The sequence below is a fragment of the Leucobacter fengyongliangi genome, assembly GCF_052386045.1.
Genome location: NZ_CM126356.1, coordinates 2,588,757 through 2,611,352, shown reverse-complemented (window position 1 = coordinate 2,611,352; position 22,596 = coordinate 2,588,757). Strand labels below are relative to the sequence as shown.

The 22,596-nt window shown below is 61.8% G+C and carries 20 protein-coding genes; 15 read left to right on the top strand and 5 right to left on the bottom strand.

The features are described 5' to 3' along the window. The first annotated feature begins 33 nt into the window (after positions 1–33). The 6 genes from ACTNFK_RS12325 (at position 34) to ACTNFK_RS12300 (ending at position 6,289) form a co-directional block, all read left to right on the top strand. Entirely contained in the window at positions 34–972 is a 939-nt protein-coding gene (locus ACTNFK_RS12325) for a LysR family transcriptional regulator (protein ID WP_435937473.1), read from the top strand. 87 nt (positions 973–1,059) lie between these two features. Then, positions 1,060–2,574 carry a bifunctional 3-(3-hydroxy-phenyl)propionate/3-hydroxycinnamic acid hydroxylase gene (locus ACTNFK_RS12320; protein WP_435937472.1) on the top strand — a complete coding sequence of 505 codons (1,515 nt, stop codon included), beginning with the start codon at positions 1,060–1,062 and terminating at the stop codon, positions 2,572–2,574. A 9-nt stretch (positions 2,575–2,583) separates the two neighbouring features. Further along, positions 2,584–3,525, top strand: coding sequence for a VOC family protein (locus tag ACTNFK_RS12315; RefSeq protein ID WP_433645602.1), 942 nt, complete (start codon positions 2,584–2,586; stop codon positions 3,523–3,525). A 13-nt stretch (positions 3,526–3,538) separates the two neighbouring features. Then, on the top strand, positions 3,539–4,282 hold the full coding sequence (locus tag ACTNFK_RS12310) for an ABC transporter substrate-binding protein (protein WP_435937471.1): 744 nt from the start codon (positions 3,539–3,541) through the stop codon (positions 4,280–4,282). After that, positions 4,279–5,580 (top strand): NADH:flavin oxidoreductase, encoded by a 1,302-nt coding sequence (locus tag ACTNFK_RS12305; protein WP_435937470.1) that lies wholly within the window; start codon positions 4,279–4,281, stop codon positions 5,578–5,580. The genes ACTNFK_RS12310 and ACTNFK_RS12305 overlap by 4 nt, the downstream gene beginning before the upstream one ends. Before the next feature lies 1 nt (position 5,581). Further along, a complete protein-coding gene (locus ACTNFK_RS12300; RefSeq protein WP_435937469.1) occupies positions 5,582–6,289 on the top strand; it encodes an EthD domain-containing protein in 708 nt (235 codons plus the stop codon). Between the two features lie 61 nt (positions 6,290–6,350). On the opposite strand, the gene ACTNFK_RS12295 is transcribed toward ACTNFK_RS12300, so the two are convergent. The 3 genes from ACTNFK_RS12295 to ACTNFK_RS12285 are packed head-to-tail and all read right to left on the bottom strand — an operon-like array spanning position 6,351 to position 9,840. After that, positions 6,351–7,382, bottom strand: a complete 1,032-nt coding sequence (locus ACTNFK_RS12295) for an ABC transporter permease (protein WP_435937468.1) — start codon at positions 7,380–7,382, stop codon at positions 6,351–6,353. Next, positions 7,379–8,338: an ABC transporter permease gene (locus ACTNFK_RS12290; protein WP_435937467.1), complete on the bottom strand. Its 960-nt coding sequence runs from the start codon at positions 8,336–8,338 to the stop codon at positions 7,379–7,381. The genes ACTNFK_RS12295 and ACTNFK_RS12290 overlap by 4 nt, the downstream gene beginning before the upstream one ends. Continuing rightward, positions 8,335–9,840, bottom strand: coding sequence for a sugar ABC transporter ATP-binding protein (locus ACTNFK_RS12285; RefSeq protein ID WP_435937466.1), 1,506 nt, complete (start codon positions 9,838–9,840; stop codon positions 8,335–8,337). The genes ACTNFK_RS12290 and ACTNFK_RS12285 overlap by 4 nt, the downstream gene beginning before the upstream one ends. A gap of 125 nt (positions 9,841–9,965) precedes the next feature. On the opposite strand from ACTNFK_RS12285, the gene ACTNFK_RS12280 reads away from it, so the two are divergent. Both ACTNFK_RS12280 and ACTNFK_RS12275 read left to right on the top strand, forming a co-directional pair. Continuing rightward, a complete protein-coding gene (locus ACTNFK_RS12280) occupies positions 9,966–11,225 on the top strand; it encodes a substrate-binding domain-containing protein (RefSeq protein ID WP_435937465.1) in 1,260 nt (419 codons plus the stop codon). Positions 11,226–11,307: 82 nt separating this feature from the next. Then, positions 11,308–12,291, top strand: coding sequence for a helix-turn-helix domain-containing protein (locus tag ACTNFK_RS12275; RefSeq protein ID WP_435937464.1), 984 nt, complete (start codon positions 11,308–11,310; stop codon positions 12,289–12,291). A gap of 58 nt (positions 12,292–12,349) precedes the next feature. On the opposite strand, the gene ACTNFK_RS12270 is transcribed toward ACTNFK_RS12275, so the two are convergent. After that, positions 12,350–13,957 carry an FAD-binding oxidoreductase gene (locus tag ACTNFK_RS12270; protein ID WP_435937463.1) on the bottom strand — a complete coding sequence of 536 codons (1,608 nt, stop codon included), beginning with the start codon at positions 13,955–13,957 and terminating at the stop codon, positions 12,350–12,352. 226 nt (positions 13,958–14,183) lie between these two features. On the opposite strand from ACTNFK_RS12270, the gene ACTNFK_RS12265 reads away from it, so the two are divergent. The 6 genes from ACTNFK_RS12265 to ACTNFK_RS12240 all read left to right on the top strand — a co-directional run bounded on the left by ACTNFK_RS12265 (position 14,184) and on the right by ACTNFK_RS12240 (position 20,428). Then, complete coding sequence (locus ACTNFK_RS12265; protein ID WP_435937462.1) at positions 14,184–14,960, top strand: SDR family NAD(P)-dependent oxidoreductase; 777 nt, start codon at positions 14,184–14,186, stop codon at positions 14,958–14,960. 161 nt (positions 14,961–15,121) lie between these two features. After that, positions 15,122–16,135 (top strand): fumarylacetoacetate hydrolase family protein, encoded by a 1,014-nt coding sequence (locus ACTNFK_RS12260; protein WP_435937461.1) that lies wholly within the window; start codon positions 15,122–15,124, stop codon positions 16,133–16,135. Then, entirely contained in the window at positions 16,132–16,740 is a 609-nt protein-coding gene (locus ACTNFK_RS12255; RefSeq protein ID WP_435937460.1) for a cupin domain-containing protein, read from the top strand. The genes ACTNFK_RS12260 and ACTNFK_RS12255 overlap by 4 nt, the downstream gene beginning before the upstream one ends. Then, on the top strand, positions 16,737–18,722 hold the full coding sequence (locus ACTNFK_RS12250) for an acetoacetate--CoA ligase (protein ID WP_435937459.1): 1,986 nt from the start codon (positions 16,737–16,739) through the stop codon (positions 18,720–18,722). The genes ACTNFK_RS12255 and ACTNFK_RS12250 overlap by 4 nt, the downstream gene beginning before the upstream one ends. Positions 18,723–18,827: 105 nt before the next feature. Further along, positions 18,828–19,373 carry a TetR/AcrR family transcriptional regulator gene (locus tag ACTNFK_RS12245; protein ID WP_445117171.1) on the top strand — a complete coding sequence of 182 codons (546 nt, stop codon included), beginning with the start codon at positions 18,828–18,830 and terminating at the stop codon, positions 19,371–19,373. A gap of 23 nt (positions 19,374–19,396) precedes the next feature. Continuing rightward, on the top strand, positions 19,397–20,428 hold the full coding sequence (locus ACTNFK_RS12240) for a fumarylacetoacetate hydrolase family protein (protein WP_435937457.1): 1,032 nt from the start codon (positions 19,397–19,399) through the stop codon (positions 20,426–20,428). An 8-nt stretch (positions 20,429–20,436) separates the two neighbouring features. Here the strand turns inward: ACTNFK_RS12240 and ACTNFK_RS12235 are convergent, their stop codons facing one another. Continuing rightward, positions 20,437–21,225, bottom strand: coding sequence for an isocitrate lyase/PEP mutase family protein (locus ACTNFK_RS12235; protein WP_435937456.1), 789 nt, complete (start codon positions 21,223–21,225; stop codon positions 20,437–20,439). A gap of 200 nt (positions 21,226–21,425) precedes the next feature. Here ACTNFK_RS12235 and ACTNFK_RS12230 point away from each other — a divergent pair, with 200 nt between their 5' ends. After that, positions 21,426–22,568: a glutamate--cysteine ligase gene (locus ACTNFK_RS12230; protein WP_435937503.1), complete on the top strand. Its 1,143-nt coding sequence runs from the start codon at positions 21,426–21,428 to the stop codon at positions 22,566–22,568. Positions 22,569–22,596: the final 28 nt, after the last annotated feature.

Here is a 22,596-nt window from a genome sequence, read left to right as displayed (position 1 = left end):
GGTGCGGGCTGGGCGCCGCGGCAAGGGAGCACAATGGCGATCGACTACAACCTCCTGCGACAGCTCCGTGCGTTGCTCGAAGAGCGTAGCGTGACCCGTGCCGCCGAGCGGTTGCATATGTCGCAGCCATCAATGTCGACAGCCCTCGCCCGCCTTCGCGCGCATTACGACGATGCGCTGTTATTGCGGCGGGGTAATCAGCATGTGCTCACCCCGCTGGGTGAGCGCTTGTTGCTGGCCTTGCCTCGAGTGATCGCTGAGACCGAGCAGCTCTTTCGATTGCAATCTCGGTTTGACCCCGCGACGAGTTCTCGAACCTTTACCGTAGCGGCAGTCGATTACATGACGGCCCGGGTCGCGCCGATCCTCACTCGTATTGCCGCGCGCGAGGCGCCCAATGTGCGATTCGACTTTCCCGCTGCGGATGGTCGACTGGTGCAGTCCTTGCCTGACATCCTGCGCACGATTGATGGCGTGATTTTGCCCCATGGTTATGTGGGTGAGCAGCCACACATCGACTTTGCGCCCGAGGCCTGGGTGTGTCTCGTTGACGCGCACTCTGACGTGCCCGTTCGGCCGTCGGTCGATGAACTCCTCACGCGACCCTGGGTGCAGACTCTGCCCGCTCGCGAGGGAATGAATCCCGCGCGACAGCAACTGCGCTTCCGCGGAATCGATCCGTCGGTGGTTGCGGCAACCCCGCATTTCTTCGTCGTTCCGTCACTCCTCCTCGGTACTGATCGGGTGGCGATGGTTCCCGAGGGTTTCGCGCGTATGGCGATCCATGCGCACCCGGGGCTGCGCATGGTTGAGCCGCCGCTTGATCTCGACCCGGTGCGGGATGCGTTCTGGTGGCACCAAGACCGCGAACTCGATGCCGAGCACATTTGGTTGCGTGGAATCGTCGAACGCGTGCGCGACGAGGTTATTCGAAATTCTGATATTGACGATACAAAATATCGTCTTTCCTGAAGCCGCGTCGACAGAGATTATTGTTCCTAGTTGCACCGCGGGTGCGGCCTGGAGAACATACGGGCACTGGACACATTGGAGTGTTTCATGAGCGGCATCGACGCAGACGTGATTGTAATCGGAGGCGGGCCAGTCGGTTCTACCGCGCTTGCGCTTCTCGGACAAGCGGGCCTGAAGGCCATCGGCCTGGAACGTGACCCCGAGATGTGGCCGACAGCTCGCGCGGTGCACTTCGACGGTGAGACCATGCGCACATTGCAGGCGCTCGGAGTGGCGGATGCCTTCCGCCGGGTGACCATTCCCATGAAAGACGTCGAAGTGGTCAATGAGGCGGATGAAGTGCTTGTTCACGCTCCCACTGATCGGCTCGGTGACCAGGGCTGGAACGATCACATCAGTTTCCACCAGCCCGACGTTGAGGCGTTGGTGCGTGAAGTGATCGCCCAGACGCCTAGCGTCGAGTTGCGCACCGGGGTCACTGCCACGAAGGTCACTTCAGATGCCGACGGCGTGGAGGTCACCGCAGTCAATGCGAATGGCGCCGAGCACGTGCTCCGTGCCCGGTGGTTGATTGCTGCCGACGGTGCGCGCTCGGAGGTGCGCAGTGCGCTGGGAATCGAGACTGATAAGTACGGTGAGGATGCCCCGTGGCTCGTAGTCGACGGAAACCTTGTCGACGCCCCAGGCTATGCAACCGATATGATTCAGTTCGCTCGGTACAGTCGGCCAGCGCTGTGGTTACGGCTACCGGGCGACCGAGTACGCATGGAATTCATGCTCGTTCCCGGGGATGATCCCGAAGAAATCGTGACACCTGCCGCAGTTGAACGAATCAGCCGCGGCATTCTCCCCGCCGACAAGTTCACTGCCGACCGTCAGGCGATCTACACCTTTCGTGGGCGAATCGCTCAGCGTTGGCGTCAGGGGAACGTATTTCTGGCCGGGGATGCTGCACACCAGGCACCGCCGCTGTTCGGGCAGGGCCTCTGCGCAGGCATCCGCGACGTCGCAAATCTCGCGTGGAAAATGGCATTCGTCGCTGCGGGCAAGGCGGAGGAGGCACTCCTCGATACCTACGAGAGTGAGCGCAAACCACACGCCACATTCTGGGTTGAGACCGCCGCGAATCAGGCAGTTGGGATCCAAACCCTTGACCCAGAAGTGGCCAAGGGTCGCGACGAGTTCATCCGGGCTCACCCGGAGGCCTCCGCGGTTCCGACCTCTCCGGCGCTCGGCCCGGGACTTCACGAGGGCGATCGTGATGAGCGTGCCGGCAAGCTCGGAATCCAGCCGATCCTATCTGACGGGACGCGCCTTGACGACATGGTCGGCCCACACTTCCTCGTCGCTGTGGATCGCACGGTATACACGCAACTGCCAGCGGACATCAGGGCCGTGCTCGACGACGACGAAGACACCGTTACGCTGCTCGATCCGCTCAAGATCGACCAGGTTCTCGCCGCTTCCGGCGCGAAGGCCGTGGTGATTAGACCAGACCACTACATCCTCGGTGTGGGCGACACGGCCGCCGACCTGGAGCGCTTGGTGCTGCAGATTCCTCCAATAGCACGTGCCCGCAACCTCACCTCTGAAACACGATAGGAGCCTGTCATGGCTTTCAGCCCGATTACTCACATTCGTCACTTTGACATCGCAGTACCGGATTTCGAGAAGCAGATCGAGTTTTACAAGAACCATTGGGGCTTGACCGTGCAGCACGACGACGGCAATGTCGTCTACTTCGCTGCGGAAGGTTCACCGGAACAGTACGTCACGCGCGTGCGACGTTCCGAAGACAAACGACTCGATCTGGTGGCTTTCGGGGCTGCCGACCGGCAATCCGTCGACCAACTTGCTCAGCAGCTCGGCACAGCCGGGGTGCAGTTGGTGAGCGAGCCGAACGCCCTGGAGACCCTGGGCGGTGGCTACGGGTTCAGGTTCTTCGACTTGGAGGGACGCACCATCGAAGTCTCCACCGATGTCGACGTGCGCACACACCGCAAGATCGAAGAGCGTGAGGCGATTCCCGTGCGTTTATCGCACGTTGTGCTGAACTCGAATCAGCCGGAGGCCATGCGTGCGTGGTACGAGAAGCACCTTGGTTTCCGCCTCTCTGACACACTCAACCATCCGCACGCCGGTGATCTTTTCTATTTCATGCGATGCAACACTCAGCATCACTCGATGGCAATCGCGCGTGGCCCGCACGCTTCGCTGCAGCACGCGTCGTTCGAGTTGCGCGGGCTTGACGAGTACATGCGGGGGAGCGGGCGGATGATTCGCGCCGGATACCGCAAGATCTGGGGTCCCGGCCGCCACGCGGCAGGCGACAACACCTTCACTTATTTCATCGATCCCAACGGCAACACGATGGAGATGACGACCGAGCTGGAAATGATCGATGAAGATTCCTGGCACCCGCACATCTTCGATGTGCAGGAACCTGAGACTTCGGATCAGTGGGGCACGGGAGGCGACATGGACGAGTTCATCACCAAGGAGATGTTCAACGACTCTGACAACGACCATCTCTTCGTCGCGCCGCCGGTGTGACCTCCGCAGGATCTTGCGAATCTCATATTTCGTGCCCCCTGCGCTGCTTGTTTCGGCGAGGGAGCGCGGACTTCTGGCCGGGATCGCTCTCGATGAGAGTCTTACACCTAATAGTGCCGCGCAACTCGCTGGTCTTCTGAGCGGCGAACTCGATCTCGTGGTCACGGCCATCGACAACCTGTTCGAGTGGTCGCGAACGGGCGCGGAACTTCGTCTGCTTGGTCAGGTCGAAGCAACGACGCCACTGTCACTGATTGCCGCACCTGGAATACGCAGCTTGGCTGAGCTCGACGGACGCACCATTGGTGTGGATGCTTACGATAACGGGTTTGCGTTGGTGGCACGAGACCGGTTGCAGCGAGCTGGAGTGCGGGCGCAGTGGATCGAGGTCGGCGGGGTATCTGAGCGCTTCGAGGCCCTGGCAGACCGGTCTATTGCCGCGACACTGCTGGGTCCGCCCTTCGAGGAGCGGGCTCGAGCGGCGGGGTTCGTCGAATTGTTCCGGGTGCAAGATGAGTTCCCCACCTTTCCGGGACAGGGATTGGTGGCTCGTGCTGATGTGCTCGGCACCCCCGAATTTGAACACTTGTTTTCTGCCCTGTGCGCCAGCGGCCTGCTACCCGTCGAGAGGGAAGGGCTGAACCTCCTGATTCGGTTTCGAAGCCGACTGGGCCTGCTGCCACCCAATTTCGACCTCTCCGCCACGCTCGTTCACGAAGACCCATCCCTTGATATCACTCGACGAGGAGCATCATGACTACTGTAAACACTGCCGAGGTTCTCGGCGCACCGCTGAAGATCAACCAGCTCACGCTCAAGAACCGGATCATTCTCGGACCGATGGCGGTGCTTCGCCCGACTGAAGACGGGCGACCCAGCGAGCAGTCGATTGCGTTCCTGAAGCGTCGCGCGAAGGGCGGTGCAGGTGCGGTCTACGTAGGCGGCTCCGTCGCCACCGCGCGCGCCTTTCGAGAGTCGCCCTTCTCGCCCAACATCAGGTACGACGACGATGCCTTCGTTCCTGATCTGAAGCGCCTGGTCGATGAGGTGCACGGCACAGGCACGGGTGTCGCCGTCTTCGCTCAGCTATTTCCCGCCTTTGGGCGCATGGGGGTCCCCCGAGAGGGGTACCCGATCTCGTCGGCTTCGCCGAAATCGGTCGATATGGGAGGGTACGGCCTGCCCGATAACCTCTATATCCCCGGCGGTCGCATCACCCCGATGCCCCAAGAAGCGACGGTGGCCGAGATCAAAGAACTCGAGAAAGCTGTTGTTGATGCGGCTCGGCGAGCGAAGCAGGCTGGCTTCGATGCCATTGAAATCGCTGCGCACATGTGCTATTTCTATTCCTCTTTTCTCTCTCCACTTTCCAACTTCCGCACCGATGAGTACGGTGGCTCCGTTGAAAATCGGGCGCGTGCGCTGAAAGATACCGTGGCCGCGGTGCGGCGTGAGGTCGGTCCAGACATCGCCCTGGGGCTCCGACTGAGTGCGAACGACCATGTTCCAGGAGGGCAGGGCCCCGAAGGCTTCGCTGCGGTAACTGCCGAGATCGCCAAGGCTGGGCTCGATTTTGTTGCACTCACCGACGGAAATTACGAGTCGATGGGGGACAACGTCAGCAGCGAATCGGGGAAGATGCTTCGCGAGCAAGAGCCTCAGGTCTTCCGCGCAGCGCTGGGCCAGGAAGTTGTGCTGTTTCTGAGCGGGACACCCGATCCCGCGCAAGCTGCCGCCGCGATTGCAGACCGCACCGTCGATGCGACGATGCTTGCGCGTCAGTTGCTTGCCGATCCCGATTACCCGAACAAAGTGATCGAGGGGCGCGAGGCCGAGATCGTATGGTGCGATAACGCAAACTCGTGCATGCGTCGACTCATTCTTCAAGTTCCGGTGCAGTGTCACAAAAACCCGGAGATGGGTCGTGAGGACCCCGCGTCGAAGCGGTCGAATCCAATGCAGAATCTGATGATTTGGGCTGCAGGTAATGCGCTGCTGATGAAGTTGGCCGACAAAGCAGCACGTGCGGGCCAGAAGCGTGGAAAGGGCCACTGAGGTGGAGGCCACTTACAAGCTGACGTTGCTGCTCACTCGGCACCCAGAGCTGACACCGGACCAATTTGCCGACGCTTGGCTCGCACTTGAGCGGCATGAACCCCTCGTAGCCTCGGGTCTCGAGCGGTACGTGTTCAATCGTGCCATCTTGGGTGACTCGCCAATCATTGGTGCCCCCGTTGCCCCATACGATGCCGTGATTGAGACCTGGTGGCGACGCAAGAATGACGCCGCCGATTGCGTGGTTTCACGTGAGTTCGAGAGCGACTGGCTGGCCCCCCGACTTGAATTGCTTGCGGATCGACCTGCCGCAGTGGGGGGTGAGCCGGTGCTGGTGTGGCAGCGTGATGAGACAGCGAGTACGGATCCTGTCAGGGTCATCGTGATGCCTGTTGCCCGTCGCAACCTGCGCTTTGGTGAGTTTGTAGAACACTGGCTAGGGACCCACTCAAAGCTTGCGTTGTCGGGGCCGGGTGCGCAGGAACGGTTGCTTCGCATTGAGAATACTCCGGCAGCAGTTTCACCGCCGTCGCGCTTCGTGTCGACCAGGTACGACGGAATTGGTGCGCTCACATTTGTCTCGCCTGAGGCGCTTCGGGCCGAGTTCGGCAGCGCGTATTACGGAGATGTAATGGTTCCAGACGAGGCAAGATTTACCAATACCGAGAGTTCGGTGGCGTTCGTGGGGCAACCCATCGATCTGACATGAAATGCCGACAAGTGAGGGGGCCTGAAGCGAAATCGCTTCAGGCCCCCTCACTTGGGCGTGGTTAGAACCGGTCGCGTACCCTGCGCTCGCGCCCGTAGATTGCAACCATTCCGAGGATAATGACGCCATAGACGATGCGCGTCTGTGCCTCGCTCAGGCCTTGGCTCACGATGATCGTTGAGAGCACCGTGAGTATGAGTGCACCCAGGGCGGTGCGGGTAAAGCCGCCCCGCACGGAACCAAAGGTCGTGCCGCCGACGAATACTGCAGCAAGTCCTGAGAACAGGTACGGGTCGCCGATCGAGATTGACCAGCCGGAACCGAATGCCGCGAGGAACATCCCCGCGATGCCGGCGAAAATTCCCGATGCGGCGAAGACTAGCGTCCAGACCAGGGAGGTACGGATACGCGTGAGGTTGGCGGCTCGTGGGTTCACACCGGTCGCGTAGAGCATGCGGCCGGCGGGTGTCTTGGCCAAAAACAGCCAGAGCAGGATGCCGAGCACGAGAACGATCACGATCACCGGGGGAATGGGGAGGCCAAAGGTGGTGCCGGTGAGCTGAGCCAACGATTTCAGCTCCTGGGGCGGTTGGCCACTGAAATCGCCGTTCGCGAGGAACATCGACCCGCCAGTGAGTGCAGTGCCGACCCCGAGCGTCATCACGAGTGGCTCGACCCGATACCGGTAGCAGAGCCATCCGACGAGGGCCCCGATGCCTCCGCAGACAGCCATCACGACCACGAATGCAAGTGGCACTGACCATCCGAGTCGGCTCGTGGCGTTCCCGGCGATCATCGCCCCAAAGGTAATGTAGCCGGCGATGGCGAGGTCGAGGCCCCCGAGGATGACGACCAGCGTCTGCCCCATGGCAGCCAGGGCGAGCAGCGCCGCCAGAGTGAGTACCGTTACCCCCGCAATCGGGCGCTCAAGGAAGGCGGGAACCAGCGTGATCAGCACGATAACCAGAACGACCAGGATCACCGCCTGAATGAGCGGCGTCTCGAGCGCCCAGCGCCGTGCCCGTGCTGCGGCCGTGGGCGGCGGCGCGGGGGTGTTCAGAGAGCGGGTCAGGTCGCTATAGGTGTTGGTCATGAGCTGGTCTTTCTCTGACGGGGATTGAGGAGAGTGGCGCCAAGGATCACACCCATGATGAGCACGAACCCATAGCTGAACTGCACGAGGCTCGCTTGCACACCCACTGCGGTCAACAGCTGCTGCAGGAGGTACAGCACGAGCGCGCCGAAGAACGTACCAAGTAGCCCGCCCTTGCCACCTCCGAGTGCGGTTCCGCCGAGCACCGCAGCCGCAAGGCCAAGCAGCGCATACGTGTTGGCGAGTGATGCCTGTGACGACTGGAGCAGCGCGGTGAGGGCGATCCCCGCAACGCCCGCGAACACGCCCCCGAGCGTGTAGGCGAGCGTGCGAACGACGGTGACGTGCACGCCGGATCCATACGCGGAGATGTCGCTCTCTCCGGTTGCCAGAAGATTTCTGACATATGCGGAGCGGCGGAGGAAGAACCAGGCGAGCGCGACTACGCCGATAGGGATAACAGCACCCGGCAGCCAGCCGACTGTCTTGGCCAGACCCTCAGACCAATTTGAAGGTGCTGAGATGGGGGCCTTCGAAATTGTGATTGAAAGGCCGATGAGCACGAAGAGCATGCCGGTCGAAGCGACTACGGGGTGCAGGCGCACAACTGTAACGAGCAGACCGGTCGTGGTGCCGATCGCGGCAGACAAGAGCAAGAGAAGGGGGATCGCGGTGTACCAGTTCCCGAGGCCCTGAGGCAGAAGCACCGCGACAAAGAAGCAGTTGATGAATGTGGCCAGCGGTCCCACGGACACGTCGATCCCGCCTGAAAGGATCGCGGGGGTTGAGGCAAACCCCACAAGCACGAATGGGGCAAGCGTGGCCAGTGTGGTGGGCAAACGGTCAGGTGAGAGGAAAGACGGGCTGATGGCGAGGTTGATGGCCAGCAGCAGAACGGCAAGTGCGCAGGCGAAAGCCCAGGCGTGCCGCCGCAGAAACGCGAGTGGGGAGCTCATGCGGCAACCTCCGATTCCTGGCCGAAGTAGGCGGCCACAACGGCTTCCGTGGTGAGGCGTTCACGGGAGATCTCAGCAAACAGCTCCTGGTCACGAAACACAAGGACGCGGTCGACGAGTTCTACGAGCTCGTCGACTTCGCTGGAAAGCATGACGACGCTCATGCCATCGGCACAGAGCTGCTCCAGGGTTGCGTAGATCTCTCGTTTGGTCATGATGTCCACACCGCGAGTCGGGTCATTGAGAAGCAGGACCTTCGGGTCGGTCGCGAGCCAGCGGGCGAGCATTACCTTCTGCTGGCTGCCGCCTGACAGGCTTGAGATCGGATCTTCTGGGCTACCCAGCCGTATGCTCAGGGCGGCCGTCACTTCCGCGAATCTCGCTCGCATGCGTCGGGCGCTGAGCAGCAACCCTGCACGGTCCTGCCGCATGGTGGGGAGAGCAAAGTTCTCCCGGATCGACATCGACTCGAAGAGCGATTCCCCTCGGCGCTCTCGAGGAAGGTAGGCCACGCCGAGCTTGGCACCGTTGCCGGAATGCACGTCAATGTCCGGGCTGAGAATCCGAGTCACCGTACCTTCTCCGCCGGTGATGCCCGACAGTCGCTTCAAGAACGCATCTTGCCCATGACCCTCGAGGCCGGCAAGGCCGACGAGTTCCCCTGCCCGCACCTCCAGGTCAATGGGTGAGGCCGTTTCGGTTAGCCGCACTCCGGTCGCGCGAAGCGTTGGGTGCCCCATGCTCCGAGCGCGGTCAGCCCGTTCGTAGTGCCCGGAGGTGCCAGTCATGTCGGCAACCATTCGGGCCACCGTGATGTCGTCTCCCTTCACGGTTGAGACAGTGCGTCCTGATCTCAATACGCTCACCCGGTCGGAAATCTCTCGTACCTCGTCCATCCGGTGAGAGATGAATAGGATGCTCACCCCGGCTGCTGCGAGCCGCCTCATCTCAGCGAATAGTCGGTCGCGCGTCAGTACGTCGAGCGCTGCAGTCGATTCATCGAGCACGAGGATGCTGGGGTCGCGCACCAGGGCGCGCGCGATACAGATGGCCTGCCGGTCGGAGAGCGAGAGCTGCCCTGCGGGCGCGTCGAGGTCGATGCCGTCGATCAAGCGGCCCAGCGTCTCGGCGGCTATGCGACGTTGCTCCTGGCGCGAGCGCTTCCGGGCGAAGATGCCGTCGGCGCCGAGCCAGATGTTCTCCACGACGCTCTGGCTGGGGGCAGTGAGCACCTCCTGAAATACGACGGAGATGCCATGGGCCGCAGCATCGCGGGGTGAGCGAAATTCGAGACGCTGCCCATCAAGGGTGAAGCTTCCAGCATCGGGCCGGTGCACTCCACCGATGATCTTGACGAGTGTGGATTTCCCCGACCCGTTTTCTCCTAGCAGCGTGTGGATCTCGCCTGCGGGCAGGTGCAGCTGAGCGGCTACTAGCGCGCGAGTGGCACCGAACCTCTTGCTGACCTCGGTCAGGCGCAGGCCGTCAGTGTGTTCGGACATTGCGTCTCCTTGTTGCGGACGTTCTTCGTTGAGCATCTACGATTCAAGACTAGACGTATCGTATCGAATGTGTCTAGTCTGATGATGCGCAACGGTGCGCAATTCTTGAAGAGGAGAACGCAATCATGGTCAAAACCATTCGTTTCCGCCGACTTGGACCCGTCGTAGCTTTTGCCGCGGTCGGTGCTCTGACGTTGGCTGGCTGCAGCTCGACCACGTCAGGGGGTGACGCGGGGGCGACCACCACCGATAATGCGAGCTCCGCTGCCGAGTGCGGTGTCGTTCCCAACGTGGGAGCACAAGATCCGGCCGGCTTGCTCGAAAGCCTTTCCGCGGATGTTCAGGAGGGTTACAACGGATATCCATACGAATTACAGGAGTCAGCCTGGGCAGACTGGAAATCCGAGAAGACTGAGGGCTACACTGCTGCGATCGTCGGCACCTCTCCCGCTGCTCCTTTCATCGCGGTCTATCAGGAGACGCTTGCAAGTGCTCTCGAAGAGGCAGGTGTCGAGGTTGTGCTGAACGCGGCACCGAACGATCCCGGCGATGTCCCCGGTCAGCTACAGCAATTCAGCCAGGCCATATCGATGAAGCCTGACATCATCTTCTTCAACCCCGTAGCTCCGGAACCAGCTCTCGATCTCGTTGCTGAAGCGCATGACGCTGGAATTCCCGTGGTATCGGTGGTGGTGCCGATCGATAGCCCCTATGCAATTTCAGTCACCTACAACGGTGTACTGCAGTCAATGGCAACGGCTTCCATGATTTTTGGTGCAATCGGCGGATCGGGTGACGTGCTCGAGGTCGCTGGCGTTCCCGGTATTCCGGTCTCGACCTTCTGGGAAGCCGGGCGGGACGAGGCGCTAAAGCTCTGCCCCGACATCAACGTGGTCGGCAATGTGGAGGGCATGTTCCAGCCGGCTCTGGCTCAGCAGGCGACGGTGCAGTACCTCTCGACGAACCCCGCCGGTGTTGACGCTGTGATCCAGGGAGGCACGATGGGCTGGGCAATTCGTGATGCCTTCACCCAGTCAGGACAGCCAGTGCCGCCGATTCAAGACGTGGGGGCATCGCAAGGCATGGCGGCGTACGCAGCCGAGAACCCCGATTACCCCTACTTTGGCACCGCCACGCCCCCGATCGAGATGGCCCGGGCCGCCGCGCAGATCGGAGTGAAGGTGCTCGCTGGTGCGGGCGTAAAACTGAACCACATCATCAGCGCCTCTTACTTGGTCGACCGCTCGAACCTCTCGGACATCGTTGATCCGTCGTGGAGCATCGAAGACGGAACCGACCTTGCCCCTGAGGGTGCCTACTTCGACGACCAGCAGATCGCCGAATTCTTCGCTAATCCGGAGCTTGGGCCCCAGTCGGCACGGTAGTCTCCTGGCCAGGGTGCGCCGGTTTCCGGCCGCCCTGGCCATTCACATTCGCCGCAGCGTCGCGTGGGATAAGGGGTCAGAAATGACGATGATACTTGACACCCGTGTGGTGTCATCAGATGTTCGCCCAGAGTATTGGTCGGCGGGTATCGCCGAGCATTTCTTCCCCGTGCGCATTGAACCTGCATCGGAACCGGTGTTCGAGGCGCGGCTGAGCGGCGGTCAGGTCGGACCCCTGTTCGTGCGAACGATCAGTGGGCCTCCTCATCGGGTCACTCGAACTCGGCAACTGGTTGACCGTCTTGACCCCGAGTGCATCCTGATGTACCTGCCCCGCCGCGGCACCTGTCGAGTGGGGCAAGGCGATCGAATCTGCGAGTTGCGCCCCGGCGAGGTCGCGGTGCAAGACACCTCGACGCCCTCTTCATTCGAGGCGGTTTCGGGCTTCGATGTCTCTGTGATCGCCTTTCCCAAGTGGTACATCGGAGGTGACGCGCCTGCGTTCGCTCGCCATGCGGCCGAGCGTCTGGCAGGGCCTGACAGCACGATGCTCCGCCTGTCGTCGTCGCTGCTCGTTGGCATCGGGAGGCTTGCAGAGGGCCCGCCGCCATCCAGCGCGGAGGGCGACTCCGTCGCGAACATGATGCTGGCGCTGCTCCGGGGTCTGTGCGCCGACCATGACGGCGACTCAGGCGCCAATGCCCGTGCTGCAACACTCGAGGCTCGAATGCGGCAGTACGCCCTCGCGCACCTCGCCGATCCTGAACTCGGCCCCGAGCAACTGGCCCGCGCTCACTTTGTCTCAACTCGGTATGTTCACAAACTGTTCGCCCCTTTGGGAGGCGTGTCCGGGTGGATCCGCGAGCAGCGGTTGTTCTCGGCTGCGCGAGAGTTGCGCGAGACGGACACGCCCGTGTCTGAGGTTGCCCTTCAGTATGGGTATCGCAATGCCGCCAGTTTTGCGCGGGCGTTTCGCAAGGCGCAGGGCCACTCGCCGCGAGAGTCGCGCCGTGCCAGAGAGCTGCAGCTTTTCGGGGAAGGCCGGCCCACGCAGCCTGTCGGATAGCCGAATCCGAACAACGAAGGCGGGGTGCTCGCGGCTGAGCACCCCGCCGTTTCGCGAGTTACTGTTGGGGGAAGCCAGCTGCGCGTAACCGCGAGCCCCAGATTCCCGACTTGCCCGGGGCAATGATTCCGTTGGGATCGATCAGGTCCTTCAGCTGTTCGTTGAAGCGCAGCTGAATGTGATCATTGAACCCGAATTGATCCATAGCCGTGTCGGCAAAGTAGGGGTGCAAGCGGTACTCGCCGTACCCCATCTTCCCAGCAACCTCGACCATGTGCTTGGCGTGTTCGTAGGCGCGGTGCACTTGCTCGGGGTTCTTCGTGTCGAAGGGAATGACATTAATGAATGTCGTGGAACGCGCGTTGATGGGCAACATTCCTCCGAGATAGTCGAGGCCCGCTTCGTGGCAGAGTTTCTCGAAGAGCTCCTGCGCTTCCTTGGCGTGTTTTGCGGTCAGCGGAATTACCGGCGAAAAGTCCACGTGGCCGCCTTCGTCGCCACCCGACCAGCCGGCCATCTTGTAGAGGTCAAGGCTGGGCACGCCGATCTGAACCCGCTCGTGCGGGTTCGGCAGCGTTTCCCACTCCTCGGCGCTGTATTTTTGACCCATGAGCTGCACGCTCGGAATCTGCAGGAAACGGGCGCGAAGTCTGGCGTAGTTGTGGTCCACGACGGCCTCGTCACCATACAGGGCGAAGCGCATCATCCATCGCCCCAAACCGAGTTCTTTTGCGAGCTTGTCGATGATTTCTTCGGGCATCGGCCCAGTGCCTTCGAACCACTCGGCGCGACTCGTCAGCATTGATGCCATGATGAGCGTGTTCGAGAGTTGTGGTCGCATGTCGATGACCTTGGCGAGCATGAGTTCGCGCAGTGCATCGACGACTGCGGGCATCTGCGAGTCATCCCATACCTGGAGCCAGAGCGGCATGTAAACCTCAGGCTTAGGCATGAGCCAGTAGCCCATTTTGGTGACTATGCCGTAGTTCGACTGCATAAACAGTTCCGTGGTCGTCGGGCCGAGGCCTCGCTTATACAGCGGCCAGGTGGGGTTGTTGTCCATGCCGCCCGAACCGGTACGGTAGAGCTCTCCGTTCGGAAGCACGACCTCAAAGCCGCAGTGGGCGGCTTGATCGAGTGAGTTTGGCATGTAGGTCAAGCCGTGCTCAACGGTGTTCGAGACCACCCCACCCCAGCCAATGTCGACGATCGAGGCGACGAGATCGTGGCCACCTTCCTCAATGGCATCGTGCAGGTCGAACCAGCTGACGCCTGGTTCAACCATTGCGTAGCCGAGCTCCTCATTAATTTCAACCTTATTCATCGCCAGGAAGGAGACCATGACTGCGCCGCGCACCCACGGGGCCGCGCCGCCGTAGCCATTGTTCTTGCCTCGGCTGATTGGCCAGAGTGGCACGGTGTGCTCATTGGCGAGGCGAACGATTGCCTGAACTTCTTCGACGCTGGTCGGTGTGACCACGGCGGAAGGTAGGTTGGTGGCGGTGCCTGGCACCTGATACGGGTCCTGAAACTCTTTCAGCAGTTCCGGATCAGTTGAAACCTTGTCGGGGCCGATTGCGGCGGCGAACGCTGCCAGTGCGGCATCCAGACCAGCCTCAGTCACCCCTGGGGGTGTAGGCCGGAGGGTCTTTGAGTTCTCGCTCATAGTATGTCTCTCCTTTGAGTGCATTCGACCAGCCCGTAACCGGGCGGTGCTGCAGTTCTACCGCGGCTGCATGACTCCGGTGATGTACCGTGCAGCGGGCGCACGGAGAAGTGCAGTGTCTGCACGGTTTCAGATGCGAAAACGAACGACGTGTTTGGATCGCAAGCGGGAGCCACTCCGTGAGGTGCTTGGCGGAACGAGTCAATGGCGATGAAGGGACACTGAGATGACGAATGGTCGGCTTACGGGCAAGGTGGTGCTGCTCACCGGAATCGGCAGCGGAATGGGACGAGTAACTGCTCAGCTGTTCGCGCGGGAGGGCGCGACGGTCGTAGGCTGCACGTTAAACCCCGAGCGGTCTGCTGAAACCGTGAGCCTCATTGAGGCGGAGGGAGGCGCGATCGATGCGACTGCGCCCCTAGATCTCACCGATCGAGATGCGGTGCGCCGGTGGGTCGATGGTGCTGCCGAGCGTTACGGCCGTATCGATGTGCTCTATAACAACGCCAGCGCACCGCGGTTCGCACCGTTTGCGTTGCAATCTCCAGAAGACTACGAATTCACGATCCGCAACGAACTTGATGTGGTGTGGCATGCTTCACAGCTTGCCTGGCCCCATCTGGCAAAGACGCATGGCGCAATCGTGAACATCGGGTCCGGTGCCGCTCTGCAGGGGGCTCGTTCGTTGCCCCAGGCAGCGCATGCTGCGACCAAGGGTGCGGTCTTGGCCCTTACTCGGCAGTTGGCGGCCGAGGGCATTGCTGAAGGGATCCGCGTGAATTCGGTCAGCCCTGGGGTTATGGCGACTCCGCCGGTGCTGGGGATGTACGCGGAATTTGGCGAAAACGCCCCGGTCGCGCCCATCGTCGCTCGCACGCTGACCGGAAAGCCCGGTGACCCGCTCGCGGTTGCGTATGCGGGACTGTACCTCGCCTCCGACGAATCAGCGTGGGTCACCGGGATCGACATTTCTGTTGACGGTGGGGCCAGTAACACCATGTGAGTTGTGGTTTGCACGCAGTAGGCCCCGGTGAATTCGCGTACCTCGCAATTCTCCGGGGCCTACTGCGTGCACCAATTCATGTGGGGCAAGAAGGTGCTTGCAATTCGATACTAAACGTGTCGTATACTTAGGCTGAATCCGTGAACCAAAGGAGGTCCACCATGAAGCTGGGACGCATCGTCGCCGACGGTCTGGACGGACGCGAGACCCGCGTCGTCGTGGCACAACCCGAGCAAGCGCGAGTGATTGATCTGAAAAAGGCGTACGCGCTCGTGCTTCAGCGGGGAGGCGCGAGCGTGGACGGCGCGCGGCACCTGGCTCATGCCACGTTCAGAGACCTCACACAGGGCATCTCAGCGGGTGACTTCTTTCTCGAAGCTGCGCACCATGCGCTCGAGGCGGCTGATGATGCGGCTGCACCAATCGATGAGGTGTGCTGGACGGCTGCGATCAAGCCGCCAGTGATACGAGACTCGTTGACCTTCAACGGTCACATCAAGAATTTCTTCGGCAAGGTGATGAAGTCGATTCCGTCCCGCGAGGTCTACGAGCGACCGGGGTACTTCAAGGGCACGACATCAACGATCTACGGGCATGACGAGGTGATCCCTTACCCGAGCTTCACCGAGAAGCTCGACTATGAACTCGAGATCGGCTACATCATAGGCAAGCCAGGCCGAAACCTCACACCCGAGAACGCGTGGGACCACGTCTTCGGCATCACAATCTTCAATGACTGGAGCTTGCGCGACGTGCAAAAACTTGAATCCCCGATCGGTATGGGTGCACAGCACTCGAAGGACTTCGCATATGGCATCGGTCCCTGGATCGTGACCCGCGACGAGTTGCCCTCGGTGCTGGGACTCACCGGTCAGGTGCGGGTCAATGGTGAAGTCTGGTCGAACACTAAGGTTGAGGATTTCATCTGGACCCCCGAGGAGACCATCGCCTATGCGTCCGAGCTCAACGGGATTCAGCCCGGCGACCTGATCGGCTCGGGCACCATGGCCTTTGGCGCGGGCGTGGAACTCGGTAAATTCCTGCAGCCGGGCGACGTACTCGAGCTCGATCTTGAGGGAGTCGGCACGCTGCGGAACCGCATCTCCACAGAAAAAGAGTCTCCTGCGTGGTGGCCTACCCCGCAGCCCTTTCCCTTTGAGGAGGGGACGGCATGAGTGAACGCAAGCCGGTGCGGCGAATTGTCACGGGCCATGACGACACGGGTAAGGCCGTTATCCTCTTCGACGATGCGGATGCCCCGAACAGTTTCGCCTCAGAGTCGATTCCGGGCTTCGGCGCGACAGTCGTCTGGTACACCCCGAACGGGGTAGTCGATCACGTCTCCGACGTGGATCCTGCGCCCCGAGGAGCGCAGATCGATTTCCCTGGAGTGGGAGAGACCGTTGTACGTATCGCCGATTTTCCGCCAGACAAGGTGTACCCGCAGAACGCGGGGGACGCGGTATTCGATGAGATCGGGGCGCAGGAGGAACGGGAAGCGGGCAGTGAACACAGTAATGGCAAACACTTCTGGTTTCACCGCACTGAGTCAATCGACTATGCCGTTGTGCTTGAAGGTGAAATCACCTTGCTCGTTGATGACGGCGAGGTGACGTTGCGGCCCGGTGATGTGGCGATACAGCGCGCCACCGCTCACGCCTGGTCCAATCGAACCGATACCGTTGCCCGGGTGATGTTCGTGCTCATTGGTACCGAGCCAATCTCTCCAGCCGAGATTGCTGCTCAACGCGTCAAAGCTGTAACTGGAGTATCGGAGTGATCACCAACCTCAACGCGGGCGAGGGGGAAATCATTTGGCGCTCTGACGACCGCCCGATCAATGCTCCTAACACCGAACGATTCGCCGAGTTCGTGCGCGGTCGAGGAATACCGTTGGAAGAGGGGTACCGGGCGCTGTGGGAATGGAGCGTGTCTGAACCCGACTCGTTCTGGGCAGAGTTCATTGATTTCGCGGGCATTCAGCTGGGCGGCGTTGCGGGACCGGTGCGGAACGGCGTCGCGATGCCGAATACACGCTGGTTTCCAGGTCGAACCCTCAACTTCGCTCAGCACTTGCTTGAGGGGCGGGAGGGCGTCGCGCTCGTCGCCGTCGCTGAAGGCGAGGAACCGCGAGAGGTGACGTTCACGGATCTGCGGGGGCAGGTGGGGGCGTTGGCGGCACGGTTGCGAGCACTCGGGGTTGAACCGGGTGATCGCGTGGTCGCGGTGCTGCCAAATGTGCCCGCCGCGGTCGTCGCGCTGCTGGCCACAGTCTCTATTGGGGCGATCTGGTCTGTGTGCTCGCCAGAGTTCGGCCCCGGTGCCATCACGTCACGCTTCAACCAACTCCAGCCGAAGGTGGTTATCGCTGCCCCCGGGTACCGACTCGCGGGAGAAGATCGCGACCGCAGCGCGGAGACGGCCGAGGTTATCGCCACACTTCCCAGCGTCGAGCATGTGATCTGGGTTACCGGCCATGCAACCGCCGTGACGCCAGCCGCACTGGCGGTGTCGTCCAGCTTCTGGGATGATGTCGTGCGGGAACCAGCTGCGCCCGTTTACGAGAGCGTCGATTTCAGCCACCCACTGTGGGTGCTCTTTTCCTCCGGCACGACGGGCATTCCCAAGGGCATCGTGCACGGTCACGGTGGCGCGCTGCTTGAAGAAATGAAGCTGTTGTTATTCGGCGGCGATGTTCAACCGGGTGACCGGTTCTTTTCCGTCGCATCGACGAGTTGGGTCGTGTGGAATACGCTCATCAGTGCGATTGGCGTGGGCGCGGTCGCGGTGTTGGCGGATGGGAACCCGACTTACCCCTCGCTCGACAGGGTGTGGGAGGTGGTCGCGCAGACCGGCACGGCTGTGCTCGGTGTGGGGGCGAGCTTCGTACACGCGTGCGCCAAGACCAATCTCGAGCCCAGCCGCCAGCACGACCTTTCCGCACTGCGAACCGTGCAGGTGACGGGTTCGCCACTTTCCGTCGACGGATTCCGCTGGATCTACCAGCACGTCGGGGATGTGTGGTTGGCATCGATGAGCGGGGGCACCGATATTGTTGGTTGCTTCGTGGGCGGGGCCGTCACGGAGCCGGTGCGCGTCGGCTACATTCAGGTGCCTGCGCTGGGTGTCTGCGTCGAATCATGGGATACCGAAGGCGCACCCACCCAGGGCAAGGGGGAGCTCGTTGTTACCGCACCGATGCCGTCGATGCCGCTGTATCTCTGGGGCGACGAGGACGGTTCTCGCTATCGAGCCAGCTACTTTGACACCTATCCCGGCGTGTGGCGGCACGGGGATTTCATTGAAATCGGCGATCGCGGTATTCGAATCCTCGGCCGTTCCGACTCGACACTGAATCGCAATGGCATCAGGCTCGGTTCAGCCGACATCTATGCGGTGGTTGAATCGTTGCCCGAAATTGCTGAGGCCATGGTCATCGGTGCCGAAATCGGCGACGAGGGGTACTATATGCCGCTGTTTGTGCGGTTACAAGAGGGTGTGAGGGAGAGCGATGCGCGTGCGGCCGTCGTCGCTGCCATCCGAAACCAGCTCTCCGCCCGGTACCTCCCAGATGAATTCGTCGTGATGCGAGGGATTCCGCACACTCGCACCGGTAAGAAGCTTGAAGTGCCGGTAAAACGGCTTATCCAGGGGTGTGAGCTGAGCGAGGTCGTTGAGATCGGGTCTGTTGATGACCCCGATGTCTTGCGTGAATACGCGGCCTTCGCTGCGCAGAAACAGTCTGGCCTGGCACGTCGCTGATCCGCTGCGTCATTGACGACGTATCGTATCGAGTGGGAGCAACTGAGAGGGCATGACATGGCGGTTAGAAGTGAGCACAGTAGGCAGGCAATCCTGCAATCGACGATGAGACTCATCGATGAGCGCGAACCGGATTCGGTATCGGTGCAGCAGCTGTCGATCGAGCGGATCGCCCGTGAGGCTGGTGTCAGCAAGACAACGATCTATCGCTGGTGGCCAAACAAGGCCGCGGTGATCATTGATACCTTCCTGGAGAATCACATTCTGGCAACTCCTATCCGGGAGGATCTTCCGGCTATCGATGCATTGCGAGAGCATGTGGTTTCTCTCGCGGCGGTGTATGACGGTCACGAGGGCCGCCTCATGGCCCAACTGATCGCGGAATGTCAGTACGATCCGGCAACGCTGGAAGAGTTCAAGAAACACTTCTGGTACCCGCGGCGCCGCGAGGTGAGCCGACTGGTCGCGCGTGCGATCGCAGAGGGCGCGCTTCGCAGCGACTACGAGCCGAGTGAGATCGCTGACCGACTGTACTCACCGATCTACTTCCGTCTGCTGTTTCAAGAGGGGTCGCTTGGGGCAGAAGCAATGCGGGCGGGGTTCGATCTCGCACTTGTTGGCATGTCGGCGGATGGCCAGGCTGGCGCATGATCGGCGAGTTCTCGCAAGTTGTGATGACCCGCCAATCGGGCAGGTTTGCGCTGGGAACGTTCGCGGCAGAAGGCGAACCATTTCCTGGTTTCGTGCATGACGACACCGTCTATGGCACACGCTCGGTGATTCCCGAGGCACACTCGACTGTCGACCTGCTCGCAGATTGGCAGACCAATCTCGACAGGTTGGAGGCGGTCGTCTTTGACTCGGAGACGCTCGCGAAGCTGCCCCACTGGCCGCTCGATCAGGTTCGTGTGCTTCCGCCCATGGACCCGGTAGGAACAATCTTCGCTGCTGGGGTGAACTACCGCGAGCACATCGTGCAGATGAGTGTGGCTCACAAACTCGGGCGGCCCGGAGCCACCGATGAGGAGTTGCGAGTCGAAGCTGCCGCGGAGAACGATGAGCGAAGCCGACAGGGCGATCCGTACATTTGGACCGGAATTCCTTCGGCGGTCTGCGGTGCCTACGATGATCTTTTGCTGCCAGATGTGGGCGAACAGATCGATTGGGAGTTAGAACTCGGTGTCGTAATTGCAAAACAGGCGCATCGAGTCAAGCTGGAGAATGCGCTTGAGTATGTCGCGGGCTACACGATTGTCAACGACATCACCTCGAGAACTCTCGTTCCCCGAAACGATATTGCGAAGATTGGTACCGACTGGTTTCGGGCGAAGAATCAGCCCACGTTCTTTCCGACCGGTCCGTTCCTTGTTCCTGCGCGCTTTGTTCCAGATGCATCGTCACTCGCAATTCAACTTCGACTGAATGGCAAGCTCATGCAAGATGCGACGACCGATGATCTGCTGTTCGATATTCCGAGTCTGATTGCCTACGCGTCTTCGATCGCGGTTCTTCGCCCTGGTGACATTCTGCTCACAGGATCCCCTGCTGGAAACGGTTCTCATTGGGGCCGGTTTCTTCTCCCCGGCGATGTGATGGAGGGGAGTATCACTGGGCTCGGGACCCAGCGGACAGTTGTTCGGGCACCAAGTGGGCAACTGCCCCCGTGGCAGCTCTCGCGGGAGGGTCTCCAGGCGGACAGCCGGTGAGAACTCGGCTAGTTCAGCTTCTCGGTGTCTGACGGGATCGCACCGCCCGCGTAGAGCGAATCGGCCAGACGCTTGAGCGAGGTGAGCGCGACGTTCTGCGTCATCGGGCCGTAGCTGATGCGCGCGACGCCGAGCGCTTCGTACTCGGCTGCGGTCAGCGCCCCTGGCAGCCCGATCACGCTGATCTTGCGCATGCCGATGCCCGCGACGAGTTCGCGAGTGGTGTCGGCATCGAGCACGCCGGGCACAAACACGCAGGTCGCGCCCAGGTCGAGGTACGAGCGCCCGCGGTCGATCGCCGCAGCGACCGATTGCTCAGCGGATCGACCCTCCGCCCGCACGAACGCGTCGGTGCGGGCGTTGAGCACGAGATCCACCCCCTCGTCGGCGGCCCCGGCGAGTACCGCCGACACCCGCGCCTTCGCCACATCGAGCGGCTCCATGCGATCCTCGACGTTGAGCCCGACGACTCCGGCCGCGACGACCCTCCGCACGTTCTCGCGCACCTGCCCGAGGTCTTCGGGGTCGCCCCCGAAGCCGGCATCGAGGTCGGCAGACACGGGCAACGAGGTCGCCTTGACGATCCGCTCGAGCGCAGCGAGCAACAAATCAAACGGAATGTGCTGCCCATCGGGATAGCCGTGGCTGGCCGCGATGCTGTGGCCAGCGGTCGCGATTGCGCGTGTCTGGGGGTTCTCGGCGACCACCTTCGTGGTGATGGCATCCCAGACATTCACCAGACGGAGGATCTCGGGGGCATCGTGCAGGGCCTTCAGGGTGTGTGCGTGATCAGTCATGTGCCCGAGGCTACGCCAGTCTGGTCGCACGCAACAGGGGCTAGGCAAACGGCACGTTCCTCGCTAGGTTCGCGAGGGCTCTTGTCAAGGGGCTGCCGCCGGGCGCATGCTGGAGGGAGACTGTCTTCGGTGGCGCCCACGATCCACACGCGTAGCATCTGCTCGGCGCACGGCGGAGGGGAGGTGCGGTGGTGGCTGACATGCAACGGTTGATCGGCGTCGAAGAAGAGCTGCTGATCGTGGATCCGCATTCCGGTCGCACCATGCCCCTCGGCGATCGCTTAGTCGCCAACGCCGAGGCCTCGCGGACCGGCCCCGCGCGCAGCCGCGCGTCGCTGCAGAAGGTGTCTCCCCCCGCTGGGATCGTGCTGGAGCACGAGGCAAAGCTCGAACAGGTTGAGTCGATCCTGCCCCCGCTGCTCGCCCTCGACGAGGTGGGAAATGCTATCCTCGCCGGTCGAAAATTGGCGGATCTGGCGGCTCGCACTCTGGGCGCGCGAGTCGCGGCACTCGCGACGAGCGTGGTGCCGGGATCCACCCACCTCACCGAGAACCCCAGGTACGAAACGATCGGCGAGCTCTTCGGTCTCACGATGAAGGAGCAGCTGACATGCGGGATGCACATCCATGTCACGGTGCGCGACAAGGACGAGGGGGTGGCCGTACTCGACCGGATCCGCCCGTGGCTGCACGTGCTGCTCGCACTCAGTGCGAACTCACCCATGTGGGCGGGCATCGATACCGGCTACTCCAGCTACCGATACCAGGCGTGGATGCGCTGGCCGAGCGCCGGCTCGTACGACCGCTTCGGGTCTGCCCAGGAGTATCGACAATTGGTGCGTGCGCTGGTGGCGACCGGCGTGATCCTCGACCCCGGCATGGTGTACTTCGACGCGCGTCTGTCGACGCACAACCCCACCGTTGAGATTCGCGCGCCCGATGTGTGCCTGGACCCCGAGCACGCAGTGGGTATCGCGGGACTCGCCCGTGCGCTCGTCAATACGGCGGCCGCCGAAGCGCACGCAGGCCGTGCGCCAGACCCGTTCCCCACCTCGCTCATGCGGCTCGCGATGTGGTCGGCGAGCCGGTATGGATTGAATCAGACGCTCTGGGATCCGAACTCTCGAGGGCCTCGCGAAGCTCGAGTGGTGGTTGACGCGCTGCTGCGCTATGTCGGCGCTGCGCTGCGCGCCTCCGGAGACGAGGAGCGGGTGCGGGCCGCAGTGACGAGCATTCTCGAGTCCGGTACCGGCTCCGAGGTGCAGTGCCAGACGTTGTCGCGCACCGGGTCACTTGCCGAGGTGGTCGCTGAGTCGATCCGCCGCACGCATCCGGGAGCGTAGCTCGAGGGTCTCACGGGGAGGTGAGCGC